The following is a 23,195-nucleotide window of genomic DNA, read 5'->3' on the forward strand; positions in this document are numbered from 1 at the left end:
CACACGGATGTGGAATAACAAAACAAACATTCAAGGAGGAATTCCAAATGAGAATTCAACACAACATTTCAGCTTTAAACACACACCGTAACCTTACTTTCAACAACACTCAAGCTTCTAAAAACCTTGAGAAATTATCTTCTGGTTACAAAGTAAACCGTGCGGGCGATGACGCTGCTGGTTTAGCAATCTCTGAAAAAATGCGCGGACAAATCCGTGGTCTTGATATGGCTACTAAAAACGCTCAAGACTCTATCTCTTTAATCCAAACTGCTGAGGGTGCTCTTAACGAAACTCACGCAATCCTACAACGTATGCGTGAATTAGCAGTACAATCTGCAAACGATACAAACGTAACTGCAGACCGTACAGCACTTAACAAAGAAGTAACAGCATTAAAATCAGAAATCGACCGTATCGCTAAAAACACTGAGTTCAATACTCAAAACTTATTAGATGGTACTTTTTCAGGTAAAAAATTCCATATCGGTGCTAATGATGGACAAGCGATTACATTACAAATTAGTACAATGGATACAAAAGGTCTGAAAATTACGGGTTCAATTGATACTCAAACAAAAGCTGACAAAGCTATCAAAAACTTCAACGACGCTTTAGAATCAGTTTCTTCACAACGTTCTGATTTAGGTGCTGTTCAAAACCGTTTAGAGCACACTATCAATAACTTAGGTGCAACTTCTGAAAACTTAACAGCTGCTGAATCACGTATCCGTGACACTGACATGGCGAAAGAAATGATGGGCTTCACTAAGAACAATATCTTAATGCAAGCTGCTCAGTCTATGTTAGCTCAAGCTAATCAACAACCACAAGGTGTACTTCAATTATTACAATAATTGACTAACATTTAGAATAATATTAAAAGCTTGAACGAGTCCTCGTTCAAGCTTTTTTTAATAAAAAATTTAAAAATCCTTTTTTATACCGATATAAACAAAGAGGTAGTATATTATTTTTCTAAAGAATACTACTAAAAGTGCTTTTATCAGGATAGTCTTACTAAGTAAAGCAAGGAGACGACTTTATGGAAGATTTAGATATAATTTATTTACAAACAAGAAATAATAAGCCTAATGCAAAAGTGAATGGATATTTTTTACATAGTAATTACAATCCAGAAGCAGAGGCTGAAAAATACATAAATAATAACTATAAAGAAGGATATTTAAATATATTATTTGGCTATGGCCTAGGGTACATAGCTAATACTATTGTAAACAAGTATGGGAATACAGGTATTTTGGTTTACGATCCTTTATTTAGTAGTTTAAATATTAAAAATAAGGATAATATTGAAGGAATTTTTACTGATTTACAAGACTTTTGTAAGCGTTCAGAAGATTATATTGCTGAATTTGATCGTAAGGTCAATATTCTACTCTCACCTAATTATGATAAAATTTTTGACAGAGAATATAAAGAATTTCTAGATTTTATTCGTCATGTTCAAATTGAAGATATAGTAAATGAAAATACCATAAGATTTTTTGGCGATTTATGGCAAGAAAATTACATTATGAATTTATACTACGTTAATAAAGATAATAGTTTAAAAGCACTCTATAATAAGTATGATTGCCCTGTAATTCTAGCTTCGGGAGGACCTTCCTTAACGAAACAATTATCATTGTTAAAAAAGATTAAAGATAAATGTTTGATAATAAGTGCTGGTTCTACAATTAATTCTTTATTGGCCGCAGACATTATTCCTGACTATGTAGTAACAATGGATGGTGGAGAAAGTAACTATTTACACTTTAAAAACATTAAATGTTATGATTTTGATTTAATTTATGGATTAGGGAATGCATGGAAAATAGAAAGAGATTTTCAAGGAAACCGCTATAGCTTTTGTTTTTATGGAGAAGATAGTATTCATAAACGTATTAAAGAAGGTCTAGGTAAAGATTTACCAATGCTATCAACTGGTGGTACAGTTGCTATTACTGCATTAGAAATTGCAAGTAAAATTAGTTCGGGACCTATAGCAATCATTGGACAAGATCTTGCATTTACTAATAATAAATCCCATGCAGAAAATAATAACCATTACAGTGAGTTAACAGATGATTTTTTTAAGAAAGATCTGACATTTGAAGTAGAAGGTTACTATGGTGAAACTGTAAAGACGAATCACCAGTTTAATAGTATGAGAAAAAGTTTAGAAAAATTATATCAAAACTTACAGCATCATCATAAAATCTATAATTGTACTGAAGGTGGTGTAAAGATTAATGGTATGCCACAAATAGATTTCGTAGCATTTTGTGAAAGTTATATTAATATAACAAATAAACTTACTAAGTTGGAATTTCAGAATTATATAAATGATAACGAAGCAAATTATAAAGAATTTATGAATCAAGAAATACAAGTCTATTTAAAAATAAAAAAATTACTAGTGGATGCAATTCATCTTTTAAAAGAAGAGAGAAATAATACTATCTTTACAACTAGTACTTTAAAAAAATTAGATAAAATAGATTCAAAATTGAAGGAGTATTATCCACAAGTTATAATGGAAAGAATTGTTGATCCAATTACTATGGATGTAATGCGAATGACTACGGATAAAAAACAAAGTGAGAGAATTGATAATTTCAAACAAATACATAAACAAAATATGTATCTTTATGAAAATCTGTTAGAGGCAACTGAAAAATCTTTAAAATTTACTAGAGTTGCATTAGATGAATTCGGAGGGTGTTAACATGAATAAAACAGAGATTGTAGATGAATATTTTAAATATGTAGCAAAACTACCAGCAGGAATACAATATATTGCAGATAATTTAAGAACTGATAAAATTCCCATGGCATTAAATGAAATCCTGAATTTTTCAGAAGGTATTACTTGGATTAAACAAATGGAAGAAATTTTAACTGACCAAGGGGTCAATACGAATTTAGATAGAAATCAATTGGATGAATATTTAAATCTTATCAATGAAGGTTTAGAAAAACAGGATTTTGTCCTTGTAGCTGATATTTTTGAATATGAAGTCTTGCCATATTTTGAAAAAATAGTAGCTTGAAATTAGTAATAATTAGCGATAGGTTATTAAAAACACTTTTTGAATGTTCAATTAAAATTCAAAAGTGTTTTTCTTATTTTCTATTAAATTAAATTATTTGGTATGGAAAGAATGGTTAAGAACATAGGCTAAAAATTAAATTAGTATAAATAAAAATGGACATCATATTAAATTATTATATTTATTTCTCAAATGTAGAAATACGCTAAATTTGTCCGATATAATATTTATATGATACATAGATAAGGAGAAATACAATGAGTGTTTTAAAAGATAAAGTGGTATTAGTAACAGGGGGTACAGGCTCTTTTGGTAAAAAATTTATCGGAAAAGCACTTACATTAGGTGTAAAAAAGATTATTGTTTTTAGTCGTGATGAGCTAAAACAATATGAAATGAAGCAAGATTTTCAAGATGAACGCATTCGCTTCTTTATTGGTGATGTTCGTGATAAGGACCGTTTGTATCGTGCATTTGATGGTGTGGATATTGTTATCCATGCAGCAGCTATGAAACATGTCGATGCATGTGAATATAACCCATTTGAGGCGGTTAAGACGAACATTCATGGTGCTCAAAATATTATTGAAGCAGCAATTGATCGTGGAGTAGAGAAGGTAATTGCGCTTTCTACAGACAAAGCATGTAGCCCTGTTAATTTATATGGTGCGACAAAACTAGCATCAGATAAATTATTCGTCGCAGCCAATGCTTACGTAGGAGAAAAGAAAACACGATTTGCTGTTGTACGCTATGGCAACGTAGTAGGAAGTCGTGGTAGCGTAGTACCATTCTTTAAGAAGATTAAATATACAGGTAAGTTACCTATTACTGATGCACGTATGACACGTTTTTGGATTACCCTTGGTCAGGGAGTGCAATTTGTATTAGATAATTTAGAGCGAATGTATGGTGGAGAAATTTTTGTGCCGAAAATTCCAAGTATGAAAGTTACAGATTTAGCAAAAGCGATTGGACCTGAATGTGAAATAGAAGTGATCGGGATTCGTCCTGGTGAGAAATTACATGAAGCAATGATTATGGAAGATGATGCTCGTCATACATTAGAGTTTGATGATTACTATGTTATCCAACCTGAACTTGCTTGGTTTGCTAAAGAACAATTAAATGGTGGGAAAGCTTTATCTGATGGATTTGCTTACACAAGTGATAATAATACCGAATGGTTAACTATTGAACAATTAAAAGATTTAGTAGAAGAAATGTAGTCTCAGACTGCATTTTTTCTTTCGGGGAGTGATAAGAATGAGAGATACATATTTACCGTATGGACAACAATGGTTAGATGATGAGGATATACAAGCTGTGGTGAACGTATTAAAGGGTAGTTACTTAACAACTGGTCCAACAATTTCGAAATTTGAAGAATGCGTGGCAAAATATGTTGGTTCAAAATATGCTGTAGCATTTTCAAATGGAACGGCAGCACTTCACGGAGCATGCTTTGCTGCAGGTATTGGAGAAGGAGATGAAGTTATTACTACACCAATCACTTTTGCAGCAAGTGCAAATTGTGTACGTTATGTAGGTGGTACAGTTGTTTTTGCGGATATTATAGAAGATACATATAACATTGATCCTTTGGAAATTGAAAAAAAAATTACACCGAATACAAAGGCTATTATCCCTGTTCATTTTACAGGTCAACCCGTGCAGTTGGCAGAAATCCATGATATTGCGAAGAAACATAACTTAATTGTCATTGAGGATGCAGCACATGCACTAGGAGCTAGATATAAAGGAGAAAAAATAGGTGCCTTAAGTGATATGACAATGTTCAGCTTTCATCCAGTAAAACACGTAACCACAGGTGAAGGTGGCGTTATAACAACTAATAATGAAGCTCTTTATAAAAAACTTATACAATTTCGTTCTCATGGAATAACAAGAGATGCATGCAATCTTTCAAAAATAGATGGTCCTTGGTATTATGATATGCAGTTTTTAGGGTTCAATTATCGAATGACAGATATTCAAGCGGCTCTTGGGATTAGTCAGCTAAAGAAGCTAGATCAATTTGTAGCACGTCGCTGTGAAATTGCTCAATTATATAATGAAGCGTTTAAGAATAATGAATGTTTATTTACACCAATCCAGCATGTAGATGGTAATTCAAGTTGGCATCTTTATATTATTAAATTAAATTTAGAAAATATAAGTGTAACTCGAAAAGAAATTTTTGAGGCATTATTAGCTCAAAATATTGGTGTGAATGTACACTATATTCCAGTACATACTTTGTCATATTATCAGGAATTAGGGTATGTTAAAGTGTCTATGCCTAAAGCAGAAGAACTATATGAAGCAATTATTACCTTACCATTATTCCCTAAAATGTCTAATGCGGATGTAATGGATGTAATCGATTCAGTGATTATGGAATTAGAAAAGGTGAAAAAATGAGAATCGTAGCTATTATTCAAGCAAGGATGGGTTCAACTCGTCTACCTGGGAAAATCCTAAAAAAAGTGAATGGTAGATCTTTATTATCATATCAACTAGAGCGTTTACAGCAAAGTAATTATATAAATGATTTAGTAATAGCAACTACCATTGATGAAAAAGATGATTTAATAGTAGAGTTTTGCAAAAAAAATAATATTTTGTGGTTTAGAGGATCAGAAGAAGACGTGTTGGCTAGATATTATGAGACAGCTAAAACATTTAAAGCAGATGTAATAGTCCGAATTACTTCTGATTGTCCAATAATTGATGTGCAAGTGGTTGATAAAACAATATGGAATTTTATGGATAATAATTTTGAATATGTATCAAATACAGTAGAAAGAACATATCCAAGAGGTTTAGATACGGAAGTATTTACATTTGCAGCTTTAGAGAAGGCTTACAATGAAGCTACGTTAGCAAGGGATCGTGAACATGTCACTGCTTATTTTTATACGAATCCTGATGTTTTTAAAGTAGGTAGTGTCCAAAATGAAGTGGATTATAGTAAATATCGATGGACAGTGGATACAGAGGAAGATTTTCAGCTAATTAAAAATATAATTGAAAAGCTTTTTTTCAAAAATCCTCAATTTACTCTACATGATACAGTAAATCTAATGGAAGCTAATCCAGATTGGTTTTATATTAACGCTCATATTGAACAAAAGAAGTTATAGGTGATAATATGGATACATTTATTAGAGTGGATGCCTCAGTTGAAATTGGCACTGGACATGTCATGCGTTGTTTAACATTAGCGCACAGGTTAAAAAAAGATGGGCAACAGGTAGCTTTTATTTGTAGAGGTGCAGAGGGTGAATGTATAACATTAATAGAACAACAAGGGTTTGTTGTTTATACTTTGCCTCCTTGTTATGGTTCATTATGGAATTTTGTGACCGAATACTGGGAGAAAGATGCTTATGAGACAATTGAGATTTTAAAACAATACAATGTGAAAAAACTGATTATTGATCATTACTCAATTGATGTTAAATGGGAACATTTAGTTCGACCATTTGTTAAGAATATAATGGTTATTGATGACTTAGCAAATCGTAAACATGATTGTGATTTATTACTGGATCAAAATTTTTATTCGGATATGGAAACAAGGTATGAAGGGTTAGTTCCTTCTTCCGCTAAAATGCTACTAGGACCAAGTCATGCTTTGTTAAGAGATGAATTTATAGAAGCAAAAAAGCATATCAAACCTTTTAATGGAAAAGTTGAACGTATATTTATTTTCTTCGGTGGAAGTGATCCAACCAATGAGACAGAAAAAGTTCTTTTGGCAATTAAGTCAATTATAGAGCAATATAAATTAGTTGTAGATGTAGTTGTAGGAAATTCAAATCCAAATAAATTGAAAATCAAACAACTATGTGACGGAATTGAAAATACCCATTATTATTGCCAAGTGAGTAATATAGCAGAATTAATGGCACAAGCAGATTTAGCAATTGGTGGTGGTGGAGCGACGACTTGGGAGCGTATATTAATGAAACTGCCCTCGCTTGTCATTATTATTGCTGAAAATCAAAAAAAAGTTTCGATGGATGTCGAAAAACTAGGTGTTATAAAAATTATTGGAGAATCAAAGAATGTTTCTTCAATGAATATTTATCGGTCATTATATGAATTGATTATTAATAACAATATTCTAAATGAAATGAATCGTAATTTTTGATATTTCAAAAGATTTATAAAAATTAAACAGAAGGGGTGAATTATATGAATTTTTTAGGATATAAATTAAAAGATATGACACCAGAAATTTTACATCTTGTACTGGATTGGAGAAATAGAGAAGAGATACGTAGATTAATGTATAAGAGTGATATTATTACATGGGAAGAACATTTAAGCTGGTACAATACTATTATTGAGACTAAAAGGAGTATTCCCAATGTATTGTATTATAAAGATATTCCTGTTGGTGTAGTAATTTTTAACGATATTGATAATAAAAAAACCTGTAGTTGGAGTTTTTATATAGGAAATCCAATAAATAAAAAGGGAAACGGATTAATTCTTGGATATCTTGCCCTAGAGTATTTATTTAAAATGGAATGCTTTGAAAAACTAACTGCAGAAGTCATTGAGTATAATATTGCAAGTAGGAAATTTCATGAAAAATTAGGTTTTTTATTAGATGCTAGATTTGAAAGTGGATTCACTAAAGGTAATGAAAAATTTGATATATACAAATACAGTATTACTAAAGAGAAATGGTTATTACATAGCGATGTAATAAAAAAAATATTATTGAAAAATTTGAAATGAGTGATTCTGATTTGAATATAGTTATTGCATATTCTAAACAAACTTATGAAAAAATTGAGTTGAATTTAAAAAATAAAATTCATGATGTTAATTTTTATAAAATAGAAAACGAAAAACAATTAACTTGTGAATTTTTAGAAAAAATTAAGCCTAAATATATTTTTTTTCCTCATTGGTCTTATATTATTCCAAAAAAGATTTACACAGATTATGAGTGTATTATTTTCCATATGACTGATTTACCTTTTGGAAGGGGAGGATCACCATTACAAAATTTGATAGCTAATGAAATATACAGTACTAAAATTTCGGCGTTAAAATGTGAAGAAGAATTAGACTCTGGACCAATATATTTAAAAGTACCGTTCAGTCTTTATGGTAATGCCGAAGAAATTTATTTGCGTGCAGCAGATATAATACAAGACATGATAGAAATCATTATTAAAAATAATCCTGTACCTATTATTCAATCAGGTGAAGTTACTACTTTTAAACGACGGAAACCTGAAGACAGTAATATTATGGAGATTGAAGAATTAAATAAAATTTTTGATTATATAAGAATGTTAGATGCTGAAGGATACCCGAAGGCATATATTGAAATTGATCATTTTAAGTTAGAGTTTAGTAGACCATCATTTAAGGGGAATGAAATTTTAGCTGATGTTAGAATTAAAAAGAAAGGAGAAAATTTATGAAAAAAGTTATTGTAATAGCTGCGCATCCAGATGATGAGGTATTAGGTTGTGGAGGGACTATGGCACGACATGTAATTCAAGGAGACGAGGTTAATTCAATAATATTGGCTGAAGGAATTACTAGTAGAGATTTAAAAAGAAATAGAGATATTCATAATGAAGAATTTGAAATATTACATAAAGCTGCACTTAAAGCAAATGAAATTTTAGGTGTAAGTAAAGTTCAGTTATTAGATTTTCCTGACAATCGTATGGATGGGCTTGATTTGTTGGACATTGTTAAGAAAGTTGAGGAAATAATAAATGAATATAAACCAGATGTAATATATACACATCATATTGGTGATGTAAATGTCGATCATCAACAAATTCATCGGGCAGTATTGACAGCAGTTAGGCCAATACCAGGAAATCATAGAGTACAAGACTTACTTTTCTTTGAAACTGCTTCGAGTACTGAGTGGATGACGCACGGGTCTGCACCTTCATTTCAACCAGATTGGTATGTAAACATTAGTGAGACTTTAGATAGGAAACTGAAAGCATTAGAGGCATATGAATATGAAATGCGCGATTGGCCACATGCTAGATCAATAAGAGCATTAGAGCATTTATCTAGATGGAGAGGTTCTAACATTGGAGTTGAAGCGGCAGAAGCTTTTATGTTAGGAAGAAAAATAATAGATTAAGAGAGGATTGTTGATATTGAAAAATATATTATTTGAAAATATCCAAATTGGTTTATCTTCAAAACCATTTATTATTGCAGAAATGTCAGGGAACCATAATCAATCTCTTGATCGTGCTTTAAAAATAGTAGAAGCTGCTGCAGCTTCAGGAGCACATGCATTAAAAATTCAAACATATACAGCAGATACAATGACATTAAATTTAGATAATCCAGGTTTCCAAATAAATGATGATACAAGTTTGTGGAATGGACAAAATCTATATAATTTGTATCAGCAAGCATACACACCTTGGGAGTGGCATAAACCAATTTTTGATCGGGCAAAAGAATTAGGAATGATTGCTTTTAGTACGCCATTTGATGAAACAGCTGTTGATTTTTTAGAGGAATTAGAAGTTCCGCTCTATAAAATTGCTTCATTTGAAAATACGGATTTACAGCTTATCAAAAAAGTTGCTGCAACTGGTAAGCCAATGATAGTATCCACAGGTATGGCAACATTGTCGGAATTAGATGAATTAGTAAGGACAGCAAAAGAAGCTGGTTGTAAAGACTTAGTATTATTAAAATGTACAAGTACATATCCTGCTACGCCTGAGAACACAAATATTTTAACCATTCCTCATATGAAACAGTTATTTGACGATGTCCAAATTGGATTATCTGACCATACGCTCGGGATAGGTGTGGCTGTAGCAAGTGTTGCACTAGGTGCGACAGTCATTGAAAAACATTTTACTCTAAATAGAGCTGATGGTGGGGTAGATGCAGCATTTTCAATGGAACCTGCTGAAATGAAATCGCTTGTAGAAGAAACGGAACGTGCTTGGTTAGCTATGGGAAAAGTTACTTATGGTCCAACAGAAAAAGAAAAAGCTTCATTAAAATTTAGACGTTCAATATACGCTGCTAGGGATATTGAGATAGGAGAAATACTTACTAAAGAGAACATTAGAATAGTCCGTCCAGGAAACGGGCTTAAACCAAAATATTATGAACAACTACTAGGCAAAAAAGTAAAGTGTTCAATAAAAAAAGGAGAACCTTTTAATTTTGATTTCATATAATTTTGAGGGATTATAAAATATAGAATTGCAAATTCTATAAACTAAAAGATTAAATTGAGTATATTAAAGAATGGAGATTTTAGATGGGATACATAAATAAGCAATACTGGGAAGAATTTTATAAGGATAGAGTTGATTTAACTGAATATTCAGCCTTCGGCGAGTTTATTTTAAAAAAAAATGAAAAAACTATTAATAACACAATCATAATTGATTTAGGATGTGGAACTGGAAAAGATACATTTTATTTTGCAAAAAATGGTTTTGAAGTTGTTGGAATCGATGGATCAGAAGAAGTAATAAAAATTAATAATAATATAATGAAGAAACATTTTAATTCCAATAAAAATATTGATTTTGCCTGTGTTGATTTAAGTGATGTTAATGAAGTTGAAAAATTAATGACCAAAATTAACGAAATTTTAATATCTCAAGAAAAAAAAATTTTGTTTTATACTAGGTTTTTCTTACATGCAATTACAGAAGAAACTGAAAATTTGATTTTTGAAAGCATTCTTGAGAATATTAAAATCCCATGTGAAATAGTAGCGGAGTTCAGAACTAAAGAAGATGAGGAATTAGACAAAGTTTTTGATGATCATTACAGAAGGTATATAGATACAGATTTGCTAATTACCAAATTAATAAAACTTGGATTTTCTATTGAAGAGTTCTCTAAAGGAAGAGGGTTTTCTGTTTACAAAAATGAAAATCCATTTTTAGCAAGAATAATTTTTAAAAAGAACTAGTATGTAGTGTAAAAAACTGAAAAGGGTGATATTTTTGAAAAATGCAAGAATAACAGCTTTAAAAAAATTTGAAAAAGAAATCACACTGCTCTTAAATGAAGGGTTATTACCAGAAGCTAAGGAAAAATTAGATAAAATAAGTATAAGAAATGAATCGTATTATTCCTTATTTGCAAACTATTATTATTTACTTAGTGAGTATCAGCTAGGAATAACTTTATTAGAGGACGAGGCATTAAAAGAATTTCCTTTTTCGTTTGAAATCATTTTTAATTTGGCTACTTTAAAAAGTGCAGTTGGAGAGCATATTGATAGCTTATGGATGTTTGCAAGATGTGTAAAATTAGCGAATTCTGACGATGATCGTGAAATAGCGACACAAAATTTGAATCAAGTAATAGATAAAATAAAAGAAGATTCTACATTAACTCCTGATCAATTCCGTGCAGCTACAGATTATACTAAAATGATTCTTCGAGAAGAAGACGAAAGAACTTATCCAATAAATCGCTTTAATGAAAGTCTTGTGAAAAAAATTGTAAAAGATTCTGCCGGCAATGAATACTTTACAGAAATGTATAAGTCATTGAATGTGATGGATATTGATAAAACATCACGTTACTTTTTTAAAACTGAATTGTTACAAGGAAAAGCTACTGATGCATTTGCTTTTGATATTAATAATTCAACAACACTACCAATAGCATTATTTGAACAATATGATGAAATAGTAGTGGAAGGCCCAAAAATTAATTATCGTTTCCCAAGAAATGTTTTAAGGTCAAACCAATTTAATTATTTTACATTTACTGATGTAGGTGAATATAAAGTAACGTCGAGTAAACCCTTTTTTGTTGGAAAACCAGTTAATTTGAAACCTACTTTAAAACCAGCTCGAGCTGTAATTACTCTTTTTGTAGATGGTCTAGCTAACAGTGTAATAGAAGAAAAATTACATAATTTAATGCCTCGTACATATAACTTTTTTTCAAATGGCTATATAAATAACAATTGTTATACTACTGGAGACTGGACATTGCCTAGTGTTGCCAGTATGTACACTGGAAAAACTACCTTACATCACGGTCTATACCATCCTTCAAAGCATTTCGAATTAAACAAATATAATCATCTATTCACTAAAAATTTTCAAGAAAATGGATATTTGACTACTCAAATTAATAATGACTGGCGTGTTACACCAACCTACGGTTATTTAGAGGGAATGGATCGAATTTTATATCAAAATTATGCAGGAGGCTTTACAGCTGGAGAAGTAGTTGGAGAGGCAATAGAACATTTAGAGACTTTTAAAAATAATAATCATTTTTTATGGATTAGCTTAATGGATTTACATGATGTCGCAGATGAAATAAATAATGATTTAATGAGTCAAGTCAATGTTTCAGCTAAATATAGACAAAATAAAAATCTTGGGGCAACTTCTGTATTATCTTCTTATGACCCAAATAAAATTAAAAAGTACGAATCAGAATTAAAGCGAGTAGATTTACATTTATCCTCACTATATAGTTATCTTGAATCAAGTTTTGGCAAAGAAAATATTATTGTCGCTTTAGTAGCTGATCATGGACAAACTTATTTAAAAGAAGACGACTTTCTCTTACATGAACCAAGACGTAAGGTCCCATTTATGTTGGCAGGTAGAAAAGTTGAAGGGAAAATTAGTAATGAATTATGTTCCGTTCTTGATATTTTCCCTACAATTGCTAAACTTATTGACATTAAGTTAGATAGTAATGAAGGTGTTGTATTAAAAGATTTTGGAGGTAAGGGGCGTGATACAGCAATAACGGAGACATTACACCCTAATCAGCCATACTTAGTTGCTATTACAGATACTGAACATATTTTTAGATTTAAGACCAAATCTAATGTAACTGAGAATGGATTAGTTGATTTAGAGCATTATGAAGCGCAATTATTAGACTTAAAAACATTAGACGATGTATCAGTACAATTTATTGATAAATTAGAGAAATATGTAGATATAACTATTCAAAGAGCAATAAAATTACAGTCGTAAAATAATAATACAGTGAGAGAATTTAAAATTAAATAGAATTGAAGGCCTCTTGTTCAAGAAAGAATTATTTGATCAAGAGGCTTTTTCTTTTGAAGTCATACATACAAATCAAAGTACTTCTAGAGAAAAAGTGAAACATTCCTAAAAACTTCCGATATTAAATATAAGAATAAGAAAAGTTTAGGAGGTTACATATTATGCGTATTGCAGCTCAAGGACAATCTACAGATATGGGCACTGCAACGTCATCAACATCTTCTCAGAAAGCTAGTTTAGAAGAAACTACGATGACTACTAGTAAATCTCAGTTAATAACGCAATTACAAGGAGAAAAAATACCAGTTGCTGAGGGTCAAGAGGTATCTAAAGAAAAATTGCAAAATGCGATAGACACTGTGAATGAATTTTTGCAAATCAATCATAATGCTTCTAAATTTGTGTTACATGACGGTTTAGATCGATATTTTGTACAAGTTGTTGATACCCAAACAGAAGAAGTCGTAAAAGAGATCCCTCCCAAAAAACTTTTAGACGCATATTATGAGATGCAAAAGTTATTAGGGATGATCGTGGACGAAAAAATATAAGAATATTTAGGAGGAAATATAATGGTAAATAGAATCGGCGGTTTAGCTTCAGGAATGGATATAGATTCACTGGTAAAAAAATTAATGAATGCGGAAAGAGCACCGTTAAACAAGTTATATCAAAAGAAACAAACGTACGAGTGGCAACGTGACGCATACCGAGGTGTTAATACAAAACTAAAAACATTTGATACTTATATATCAGATAATCTAGTACTAAAAAGTCTCATTTCTAAAACTGCAGCTAGTTCCAATTCTAATTTAGTATCTGCAACTGCAACAGGAAGTGCTGCGGGAACACTGTCAATTGAGGGTGTTTCTCAATTAGCTACAGCAGCTCGTAAAGTTGGTGACCAGGTTAATGCTGTAGGAACTACGAAAATATCCGATTTTGCATCAACAGGAACTATAGAGTTTAAAGCCATCCAAACCAACGGCAAATTAGCAAGTGAAGCAACAAAGATTGAAATTACTCCTGATATGACAGTTGATCAATTTATTAGTAAAGTGAATTCTAGTAATGCAGGAATTAGTGCTGTATTTGAAAATGGTCGATTCTCCTTTACTGCCAAAAACACTGGTGATGTTAAAGGTGATGATGAAATCAAAGTTGTAGGTGGTTTAGATATTTTCAACAAGTTAGGGTTTGCTGATCCTAATAAAGTTCAAAATACAGAAGGAAAAAATGCTATTTTCACTGTGAATGGCATAGCTACAGAAAGAACAACAAATACGTTTACTATTTCAGGCTATAATGTAACGTTAAAAGATACATTTAATGGCCTCCAAACGATTGCAGATAAATATAAGGCTGCTGTGGAAGAATTAAAAAATGCTACTACCAATTTAGCAAATAAACAAGCAAATCTTATTACAAAACAAAATGCTTATGGTGCTAGTGATGTTAATAGTTATACAGCTAACCATGAAACTGCATATAAAAACGCCTTTGGTAATACTTTATCTTTATCACAACAAGTGCAGTATAACAAACTTGGGAATAATGCGTGGAGAAATTTATCAACTGATGAAATAAATTACATTAAAAACCAATCATCTGCACAAGGTATTAAAGATAATCTAGATGGAAGCTCTTTAAGTGATGAAAGCAAAGCGAAATTAAAGGATTTATCTAATGATGTGTTAGATGTTCTATTTTCAAACAAAGATCAGCTTACAGATTTTAAAGCTCAAGCGGAATACGAAAAATATGGTGTAAAATTAAAAGATTTTGATCAAAATGCCATTGATGCATTAAAACGTTTCTCATATAACAGCAGTGATTCAATTGAAAAAATTCATAAAGATATAGATGATAATCCGGAGTTTACAAAGGAAGTAAAAGATGCGCTAAAATCTTTAAGTAAAGATGATTTAACTAATTTAATAGCAACAGATTCAGCAACTTTAAAAACTTATCAAGAAAAAGCTCAGGCTGACGATTTCAAACAAAAGTATAGTCAGTTAGGCGATGCGTTAATTAAAGAGTTGCAAGAAGGTACTAAAAAGGTTGAAGATTTAACAGAAAAACAAAAAGAGATTTGGAATAGCTTATCACCAGAAAAAAAAGGTCAATTTTATGATTTAGCCGATCAAAATATTAAGCGTTCCGAGTATTTAACTGCAGTTGCTGAAGAAAAAGCAGCTCAAACTCGTTTAACAGAGGCTACTAATACCGAAAAAGCAGCAACAGCAGATGCAACTGCAGCAGGTATTTTAAAGGATGATGGTAGTGGCGGTAAAGTAGTTGACGAGGATAAAGTAAATGCTGCTCCACAAGCACAAGCGGTCACTATGACTTCCACAACAGATGTGGATGACATCATGGCTAAAATTAAGGAATTTGTCACTACTTATAACGGTTTTATCAAAGATTTAAATGATCAAACGAAAGAAACAAAATATCGTGATTATAAGCCGTTGACTAGTGAACAAAGAGAAGAGATGTCAGAAAGTGAGATTAAGCTTTGGGAAGAAAAAGCGAAGAGTGGTTTATTAAGAGGTGACACTCTTATTCGTGAAGGGCTTGCAGGTATGCGTTCTTTAGTATACCAATCAAATTCTGGTATTGACTCAAAATATAATTCCCTCTTTAGTATTGGGATTACAACATCAAAAAATTATAATGATGGCGGTACTTTAGAAATTGATGAAACAAAATTACGAAAAGTATTAGAAGAAGACCCTGATGCAGTTGAAAAACTCTTTAAAAATAGTGAAGGTAAAAAAGATGATGTCGTAGACGGAAAAACAGTCGATACACGCGGTTATTTAGATAAACTTCGTGAATCGATGAAAACTTTTGAAATTACTATTGAAAAAAAAGCAGGCCGCTCTACGATGACCGACGCTCAATATGCAATTGGAAAAAATTTGGTTGATACAGAAAGTCGAATCAGCACTTGGAAAAGAAAACTAGAGGATATTGAAGCACGATACTGGAAACAATTCACAGCAATGGAGCAAGCTATTAATAAAGCAAATCAACAATCAAGCATGTTTATGCAAGGCTAAGGCTTTCTTTATTAGATAGGAGAGTATTATGTATCAAACAGATCAACTATTACAGGTGTCTGCCAATCTCTTTAAGCATTTAGGTGACATTCCAAATGGTGAAGAACGTGACGAATATATTGAAACAATTAATACCATGTTGGACAAGCGTGAAACAATTATTAAAGGCTTGAGACAAGAAGGTTTTCAATTCGATGAACAGAACCGCATTCATCGTACACTACTTGAATTAGATAATGGTATAAAAAAAAGATTAGCAGCTGTTATGGATGCAGTTAAACAAGACATGGCAAACCTACAAAAAACGAAAAAAAGTGAACAGCAATATTTCAACCCTTACTCCAATGTTCGTGTGATGGACGGGATGTATTACGACAAAAAGAATTGACCTTTTATCTTCATTCAGTGTGGTGGAAGCCACAGGCTGAATGAAGATAAAGCCCCGGCGGATGTCAAGGATTTTTAAAAGAAGTGAATTGTGCTATCACAATTCAAAATCCCGACACAATTACGCTTGGGCGTAATTGATCAAATAGCTTTTCTTCGGAAAATGGTTTAAACTAGTAAATAAGTAACCTTTCAAAGGAGTTGTCCTTTATTGGCAGCAAATTTAACAGCACAAAATGCGTACAAACAAAATAGTGTCACCACTGCTTCTCCAGGAGAGCTGACGTTAATGCTTTATAATGGATGTTTGAAATTCTTGAATAAGGCGAAACAAGCTATTCAAGAAAAAAATATCCAAGAAAAAAATACAAATCTTATTAAGTCACAGGCAATTATAAGTGAATTAATGGCAACGCTTAATATGGATATTGAGATTTCGAAACAAATGCTACCTCTTTACGAATATATGAATCATCGTTTAGTCGAGGCAAACATTCAAAATGATGTAGCCGTTATTGAAGAAGTAGAAGGATTAGTGACAGAATTCCGCGATACGTGGAAGGAAGTTATTCGCATTAATCGACAACAGCAATTTGGTCAGGGAAACAGCGGACAAATTTAGACACTATTAGAGACCATCCACCAAGATGGTCTCTTTTCTTTAAGACAGAAACATCTGCTAGAAATTATCACTAAATAGTCATAAATTAGGCTATCCAACGGTAAAATATGTTACTTATTCCCCTAGCTGTAAGATGGGCGTCGTGTCATAATCAAAGCAATATAAATGTTTAACAATATACTGGGGTGGGAATATGATTTTTAAGCGTCAAGAAGGTTTCCGATTTAAATTTGAGGAGCCTGTTCAAATAACTTTTGCTGTTTATGAAAATGGGCGAGTTAATCATGGGCAGACGGCTATGGCTGAATTGCTGGATATTAGTCCGCGTGGGTTAAAGATGTATACGGAAGTGGATTTAGGTGTGAATCCTCCACCATTGGATATCCATTTTGTGCTTGATACGCAAGAGGTGCGGGCCTATGGTGAAGTGATTTGGAGTCGTCCATTTGGTAGTGGTAAGCAATATGGCGTTTATTTTAATGATCAAGGGCGCGTTGAAGAGTTGATTGTAGATGAATTAAAGCTACGACGTAAAAAGGAAGCGGCAGAAGCGAAAAAGCAAAGCCAATATTAATTTTATAAAAGTTTTTTGTAAAATAAAGAATTATTTTAGAGGAATTTCACACACTTGTGTAGAAATAGATAGTATAGCAGTTATAAAGGAGGAGTTTACATGTTAAACTTTAACATTCGTGGTGAAAATATTGAGGTAACTCCAGCTATTCGAGAGTATGTTGAGAATAAAATCGAAAAAGTTGAACGTTATTTTAACGAAGATGTTAACGCCAATGCTAACGTAAATTTAAAGGTTTATAATGACAAGCAAACAAAAGTGGAAGTTACAATCCCAATGAAGAACTTAACTCTTCGTGCTGAAGAGCGTCATAATGATATGTATGCTGCGGTTGATCTCATTGTTGATAAATTAGAGCGTCAAATTCGTAAGCATAAAACGAAAGTAAACCGTAAATTCCGTGAGCGTGAAGGGGCAGGCCTTTATTTTGCTACTACTCAAGCAGTCGTTGATACGACATTGGATGAAGAAGAATACTCCATTGTACGTACCAAGCAATTTGATTTAAAACCGATGGATCAAGAAGAGGCTGTATTACAAATGAATATGTTAGGGCATGATTTCTATGTCTTTACAGATGCTGAATCAAACGGCACAAATATTGTGTATAAACGTAAAGACGGAAAATATGGCTTAATCGAAACAACTTAAACTTCATGATGACAAAGGCTCTCGCGATGGCGAGAGTCTTTTTTGTATGACTTTCTTATGTAAATAGGGCGACTGTTTGCATGAAACTGTTACACAATGGTAAAATGAAAGTTGAATCTATATAGGAAGTGAAAAACATTCATGGCAAACCTATTAAATAAATTATTTGATTTCAATAAACGTGAGTTAAAAAAATTAGAAAAAATCGCTGACCAGGTTGAGGGATTCGCTTCTCAAGTGGAACAGCTTTCAGATGATCAATTACAAGCGAAAACAGAAGAGTTTAAAAAGCGTTATACGGATGGGGAGCAGTTAGATTCGATTCGTGCGGAGGCTTTTGCTGTTTGTCGCGAAGCGTCGAAACGTGTGTTAGAGATGTATCCGTTCCGTGTTCAAGTTATGGGTGCGGCTTCCCTTGATGAAGGTAATATCTCAGAGATGAAGACCGGTGAAGGTAAAACGTTAACAGCGACAATGGCGGTTTATTTAAACGCGATTACTGGTAAAGGCGTGCATGTTGTCACAGTCAATGAATATTTGGCTAGCCGTGATGCTGCTGAGATGGGACAGCTGTACAATTTCTTAGGTCTTACAGTAGGTTTAAATTTAAATAGCCTTTCTAAAGAAGAGAAGCGTGCGGCGTATGAAGCGGATATTACTTATAGTACAAACAATGAATTAGGATTTGACTATTTACGTGATAATATGGTGCTTTATAAAGAAGAGCGTGTTCAACGTCCGCTTCACTATGCTGTCATCGATGAGGTTGACTCGATTTTAATTGATGAGGCGCGTACGCCATTAATCATTTCGGGTCAGGCTGGGAAATCAGCACAGTTGTACAAACAGTCTAATGCGTTTGTACGGATGTTAAGTGCAGAAACAGATTACACCTATGAAGAGTCAACAAAAGGTGTTACATTAACGGATGCCGGTGTTGAAAAGGCTGAAAAGGCATTTGGCATTGACAATTTATTTGATTTAACACATGTCCGCTTAAATCATGCCATTAACCAATCGTTAAAGGCACATGTGAGTATGCATAATGATGTTGATTATGTTGTCCAAGAGGGCGAAATTGTGATTGTTGACGGCTTTACTGGTCGTTTAATGAAAGGGCGCCGATATTCGGATGGCCTTCACCAAGCTATTGAAGCTAAAGAAGGCGTTGAGATTCAAAATGAATCGATGACAATGGCTACTATTACGTTCCAAAACTATTTCCGTATGTACCAAAAGCTTGCAGGTATGACAGGTACAGCGAAAACAGAGGAAGAAGAGTTCCGCAATATTTACAATATGAGCGTTATTGCGATTCCTACGAATAAGCCAATTGCTCGTGATGACCGTCCAGATTTAATTTTTGCTTCTATGGAAGGAAAATATAAAGCGGTGGCTGCTGATATTGCAGAGCGCCATAAGGCAGGACAACCTGTGCTTGTTGGTACGGTTGCGATTGAAACATCTGAAATTATTTCGCAATTGCTTGATAAACATAAAATCCCTCACAATGTACTGAATGCAAAAAACCATGAACGCGAAGCAGAAATTATTGCTAATGCTGGTTCAAAGGGTGCTGTAACGATTGCTACAAACATGGCGGGTCGTGGTACCGACATTAAACCTGGTGAAGGTGTATTAGAAATTGGCGGGTTAGCGGTTATTGGTACTGAGCGACATGAATCCCGTCGTATTGATAACCAGCTTCGTGGACGTTCTGGTCGTCAAGGGAATCCAGGGGTGACACAATTTTATCTATCACTAGAAGATGATTTAATGCGTCGTTTCGGTTCAGATAATATGAAGGCGATGATGATGCGTTTAGGTATGGACGATACACAGCCATTGCAATCAAAAGTTGTGTCGAGAGCTGTAGAATCAGCGCAGAAACGTGTCGAAGGTAATAACTTTGATGCTCGTAAGCGTTTATTACAATATGATGATGTTCTCCGTCAGCAACGTGAGATTATTTATAAAGAGCGTTATGATGTGCTAGAAACAGAAAATATGCGCGTCCTTGTAGAGTCAATGATTCAAGAGACGATCGACAATGTTGTCGGACTCTATACACAAGGTGAGCAAAAAGATTGGAATCTAAAGGCTATTGATGACTTTGTAGCTGCTAATTTGTTAGAGGAAGGTCAACTAAAAGTAGCTGATTTCCAAGGTAAATCTGCAGAAGACATTAACCAATTGATTTCAGAAGCTGTCCACGCTCGATATGATGAAAAAGAGGAAGAGCTTACAGTAGAGCGTATGCGTGAGTTTGAAAAAGTTATTTTATTACGTTCTATTGATACAAAATGGATCGATCATATTGATGCTATGGATCAACTTCGTCAAGGTATCCATCTGCGTGCATATGGTCAAAATGATCCGCTACGTGAATATCAACAAGAAGGTTTTGCGATGTTCGAAGATATGGTCGCTTCCATTCGCGAGGATGTTGCGAAGTATGCAATGAAGGCTGAAATTCGCAGCAATCTTGAGCGTGAAGAGGTGGCGAAAGGTCAGGCTGTTAATCCGAAAGAAGAAGGCGGTCCTGCTCCGAAAAAGCAACCCGTTCGTAAAGCTGAAAATATTGGACGCAATGATTTATGTCCTTGTGGAAGTGGTAAGAAGTTTAAAAACTGTCATGGTGCAGCTCAATAATAGAAATGGAAAAGATCATTTTAACTGTATGTTGAAATGATCTTTTTTTGTATAAAAAAATAAAATATTGTCATAAAAGTCATAATTTATAGACAATAGTAAAATGTGGGTATACAATAGCTGTAATATTAGGAATTTAGTTTTAGAGAATACTTCTATTATTATTTACTATTATCCTAATAATTAGATGAGTTGGAAAACAAAGAATTAAGAGTGACAAAAGATTGAAGATGGGGTGGGAGAAATGTGGGTGGAAATAGAGTTTTCCAAGCAATTTCGACTTGTAGAAAAAATCGGGAATGTACGGACATTGGTATATTCTTTTTTTATTTAGGCTGAAAACATAAGTGCATAAAGGGGGAATAATGATGCATAAGAAGGATATTATGAGTAGTGAAACTATGTTGTATATGCCTGTGTATGATTCCTTTGGAAATTTATGTACTCGGGTGATGGAAAAAAGTAAAGATTATATTTCTAAAATACCGCCGACAAAGTTAATGGACTATAATCTGCGTTATTATGGTTCTAGCTTAAGAGGGGCTTTTGATGGATCAAAAATGATTTTAGGTAAGCTTAATAAAAACCCAATCGTTGTGGATGAGCGAGGGAATATTTTATGGTTTCCAAGCAAGTCACCTCTACATCCGGAATGTATATGGTTTGCTGTCCATCATATTGAAGAGTATTTCTCTGTGGATAAAAAGAGTACAAAGATAATCTTTACGAATGGTCAGGATATTATTGTAGATGTTAGTGTCAAAACGATAGAGTATCGTATTCAGCGGGCATTTTTATTAAAATATAGATTAGAGCGAAGAACGAAGCATTTACTTGTTCAATATGATCGTGTGAAAGTATTTCAACGTTTTGCGCTTGATATGCTTGAGGACGAGACGTAGAGTAGTGTTTTTATGTATGTTTTCCTCGGTAAAAACGTTATAATAGTAAGATCGGAGCTTTCACACTAGTCTCCATTACTAACGTTCGGAGGATTTTACAATGATTGAATTAGCAGATGTACGCAATGTGTTAGACACTACAGCCAAAAAATTGGTGGACTTCAGGGGGTCTCTTTGACTTAGAAAACAAAGAGGCACGTATACAGGAGCTAGATGAAATGATGCTAGAGCCCGGATTCTGGGATGATCAGCAAGGTGCACAGGTGATCATTAATGAGGGCAATGGTTTAAAAGCAATCGTCAATGAATATAAAGAGTTAGAAGAAATACATGAGAACTTAGATATGACACTGGAGCTTTTACGTGAAGAGCCAGACGAAGAATTGCAGGAAGAGTTAGGAAAAGAACTGGTAGAATTTCAACAAAAAATGGCTGATTTTGAGCTGCAATTATTATTGAGTGGTCCATACGATCAAAACAATGCTATTTTAGAGTTGCATCCAGGAGCAGGTGGAACAGAGTCACAAGACTGGGGTTCTATGCTACTACGTATGTATACACGATGGGCTGAGAAGCGTGGCTTTAAGGTGGAAACAATGGATTATCTTCCTGGTGATGAGGCAGGTATTAAATCTGTAACCATTTCAATTAAAGGTCATAATGCTTTCGGTTATTTACAAGCTGAAAAAGGTGTCCATCGCCTAGTGCGTATTTCACCATTTGATTCATCAGGCCGTCGACATACTTCTTTCGTTTCTTGCGATGTCATGCCAGAATTTGACGAAAATATTGAAATTGATATTCGTACAGAGGATTTGAAAATTGATACGTATCGTGCGACAGGTGCGGGTGGTCAGCATATTAATACAACAGATTCAGCTGTTCGTATTACACACATCCCGACTGGTACGGTTGTACAATGCCAAGCAGAACGTTCACAAATTAAAAACCGTGAGAAAGCGATGGCTATGTTAAAAGGGAAATTATATCAATTAGAGTTAGAGAAGCAACAGGCGCAGCTTGATGAGATCCGTGGTGAACAAAAGGACATTGGCTGGGGCTCGCAAATTCGCTCGTATGTATTCCATCCATACTCAATGGTAAAAGATCACCGTACGAATGAAGAAACAGGGAATGTCGGAGCGGTAATGGACGGCGATGTAGATCCATTTATTAATGCTTACTTACGTTCAAAAATTAACTAATAGCCATCCCCCAAGAGTTGTTTCTTGGGGGATTTTTT

The 23,195-nt window shown here is 33.3% G+C and carries 22 protein-coding genes; all 22 read left to right on the forward strand.

What is annotated here, in order from left to right; genetic code table 11:
• The first annotated feature begins 47 nt into the window (after window positions 1–47).
• Complete coding sequence (locus AC1Q6O_RS01815) at window positions 48–857, forward strand: flagellin N-terminal helical domain-containing protein (RefSeq protein WP_342531944.1); 810 nt, start codon at window positions 48–50, stop codon at window positions 855–857.
• Between the two features lie 188 nt (window positions 858–1,045).
• Window positions 1,046–2,731: a motility associated factor glycosyltransferase family protein gene (locus AC1Q6O_RS01820; protein WP_342531946.1), complete on the forward strand. Its 1,686-nt coding sequence runs from the start codon at window positions 1,046–1,048 to the stop codon at window positions 2,729–2,731.
• A 1-nt stretch (window position 2,732) separates the two neighbouring features.
• Complete coding sequence (locus AC1Q6O_RS01825) at window positions 2,733–3,056, forward strand: DUF8042 domain-containing protein (protein ID WP_342531948.1); 324 nt, start codon at window positions 2,733–2,735, stop codon at window positions 3,054–3,056.
• Between the two features lie 257 nt (window positions 3,057–3,313).
• A complete protein-coding gene (pseB, locus tag AC1Q6O_RS01830; protein ID WP_342531951.1) occupies window positions 3,314–4,285 on the forward strand; it encodes a UDP-N-acetylglucosamine 4,6-dehydratase (inverting) in 972 nt (323 codons plus the stop codon).
• A 37-nt stretch (window positions 4,286–4,322) separates the two neighbouring features.
• On the forward strand, window positions 4,323–5,480 hold the full coding sequence (gene pseC / locus AC1Q6O_RS01835; RefSeq protein WP_342531953.1) for a UDP-4-amino-4,6-dideoxy-N-acetyl-beta-L-altrosamine transaminase: 1,158 nt from the start codon (window positions 4,323–4,325) through the stop codon (window positions 5,478–5,480).
• Complete coding sequence (locus AC1Q6O_RS01840; RefSeq protein WP_342531955.1) at window positions 5,477–6,202, forward strand: cytidylyltransferase domain-containing protein; 726 nt, start codon at window positions 5,477–5,479, stop codon at window positions 6,200–6,202. The genes pseC and AC1Q6O_RS01840 overlap by 4 nt, the downstream gene beginning before the upstream one ends.
• A gap of 8 nt (window positions 6,203–6,210) precedes the next feature.
• On the forward strand, window positions 6,211–7,215 hold the full coding sequence (gene pseG / locus AC1Q6O_RS01845; protein WP_342531957.1) for a UDP-2,4-diacetamido-2,4,6-trideoxy-beta-L-altropyranose hydrolase: 1,005 nt from the start codon (window positions 6,211–6,213) through the stop codon (window positions 7,213–7,215).
• Window positions 7,216–7,259: 44 nt separating this feature from the next.
• Window positions 7,260–7,811: a UDP-4-amino-4,6-dideoxy-N-acetyl-beta-L-altrosamine N-acetyltransferase gene (gene pseH, locus AC1Q6O_RS01850; protein WP_342531959.1), complete on the forward strand. Its 552-nt coding sequence runs from the start codon at window positions 7,260–7,262 to the stop codon at window positions 7,809–7,811.
• Window positions 7,808–8,509, forward strand: coding sequence for a formyl transferase (locus AC1Q6O_RS01855; protein ID WP_342531961.1), 702 nt, complete (start codon window positions 7,808–7,810; stop codon window positions 8,507–8,509). Before pseH ends, AC1Q6O_RS01855 begins: the two co-directional genes overlap by 4 nt.
• Entirely contained in the window at window positions 8,506–9,198 is a 693-nt protein-coding gene (locus AC1Q6O_RS01860) for a PIG-L deacetylase family protein (RefSeq protein WP_342531963.1), read from the forward strand. The genes AC1Q6O_RS01855 and AC1Q6O_RS01860 overlap by 4 nt, the downstream gene beginning before the upstream one ends.
• Window positions 9,199–9,214: 16 nt before the next feature.
• Window positions 9,215–10,267, forward strand: a complete 1,053-nt coding sequence (gene pseI, locus AC1Q6O_RS01865; RefSeq protein WP_342531965.1) for a pseudaminic acid synthase — start codon at window positions 9,215–9,217, stop codon at window positions 10,265–10,267.
• An 83-nt stretch (window positions 10,268–10,350) separates the two neighbouring features.
• A complete protein-coding gene (locus AC1Q6O_RS01870) occupies window positions 10,351–11,016 on the forward strand; it encodes a class I SAM-dependent methyltransferase (protein WP_342531967.1) in 666 nt (221 codons plus the stop codon).
• Between the two features lie 25 nt (window positions 11,017–11,041).
• A complete protein-coding gene (locus tag AC1Q6O_RS01875; RefSeq protein ID WP_342531969.1) occupies window positions 11,042–13,063 on the forward strand; it encodes a sulfatase-like hydrolase/transferase in 2,022 nt (673 codons plus the stop codon).
• A 197-nt stretch (window positions 13,064–13,260) separates the two neighbouring features.
• Window positions 13,261–13,650 (forward strand): flagellar protein FlaG, encoded by a 390-nt coding sequence (gene flaG, locus AC1Q6O_RS01880; protein WP_391538787.1) that lies wholly within the window; start codon window positions 13,261–13,263, stop codon window positions 13,648–13,650.
• Between the two features lie 21 nt (window positions 13,651–13,671).
• Window positions 13,672–16,164, forward strand: a complete 2,493-nt coding sequence (fliD, locus tag AC1Q6O_RS01885; protein ID WP_107921579.1) for a flagellar filament capping protein FliD — start codon at window positions 13,672–13,674, stop codon at window positions 16,162–16,164.
• A 28-nt stretch (window positions 16,165–16,192) separates the two neighbouring features.
• On the forward strand, window positions 16,193–16,552 hold the full coding sequence (fliT, locus tag AC1Q6O_RS01890) for a flagellar protein FliT (RefSeq protein WP_008178818.1): 360 nt from the start codon (window positions 16,193–16,195) through the stop codon (window positions 16,550–16,552).
• A 210-nt stretch (window positions 16,553–16,762) separates the two neighbouring features.
• On the forward strand, window positions 16,763–17,173 hold the full coding sequence (gene fliS / locus AC1Q6O_RS01895; RefSeq protein ID WP_239354203.1) for a flagellar export chaperone FliS: 411 nt from the start codon (window positions 16,763–16,765) through the stop codon (window positions 17,171–17,173).
• A gap of 193 nt (window positions 17,174–17,366) precedes the next feature.
• Window positions 17,367–17,747: a PilZ domain-containing protein gene (locus AC1Q6O_RS01900; RefSeq protein WP_008178814.1), complete on the forward strand. Its 381-nt coding sequence runs from the start codon at window positions 17,367–17,369 to the stop codon at window positions 17,745–17,747.
• Window positions 17,748–17,846: 99 nt separating this feature from the next.
• Window positions 17,847–18,398: a ribosome hibernation-promoting factor, HPF/YfiA family gene (gene hpf / locus AC1Q6O_RS01905; protein WP_008178812.1), complete on the forward strand. Its 552-nt coding sequence runs from the start codon at window positions 17,847–17,849 to the stop codon at window positions 18,396–18,398.
• Window positions 18,399–18,539: 141 nt separating this feature from the next.
• Window positions 18,540–21,050: a preprotein translocase subunit SecA gene (gene secA / locus AC1Q6O_RS01910; protein ID WP_427071506.1), complete on the forward strand. Its 2,511-nt coding sequence runs from the start codon at window positions 18,540–18,542 to the stop codon at window positions 21,048–21,050.
• A gap of 365 nt (window positions 21,051–21,415) precedes the next feature.
• Window positions 21,416–21,952 carry a competence protein ComK gene (locus AC1Q6O_RS01915; RefSeq protein WP_008178809.1) on the forward strand — a complete coding sequence of 179 codons (537 nt, stop codon included), beginning with the start codon at window positions 21,416–21,418 and terminating at the stop codon, window positions 21,950–21,952.
• A 100-nt stretch (window positions 21,953–22,052) separates the two neighbouring features.
• A protein-coding gene (gene prfB, locus AC1Q6O_RS01920; protein WP_216604756.1) for a peptide chain release factor 2 occupies window positions 22,053–23,157 on the forward strand; the annotation gives its coding sequence in 2 pieces (ribosomal slippage) (window positions 22,053–22,127 and window positions 22,129–23,157; 1,104 coding nt in all).
• The last annotated feature ends 38 nt before the right edge of the window (window positions 23,158–23,195 follow it).

This window comes from Lysinibacillus sp. GW823-FHT06C08, assembly GCF_058795135.1.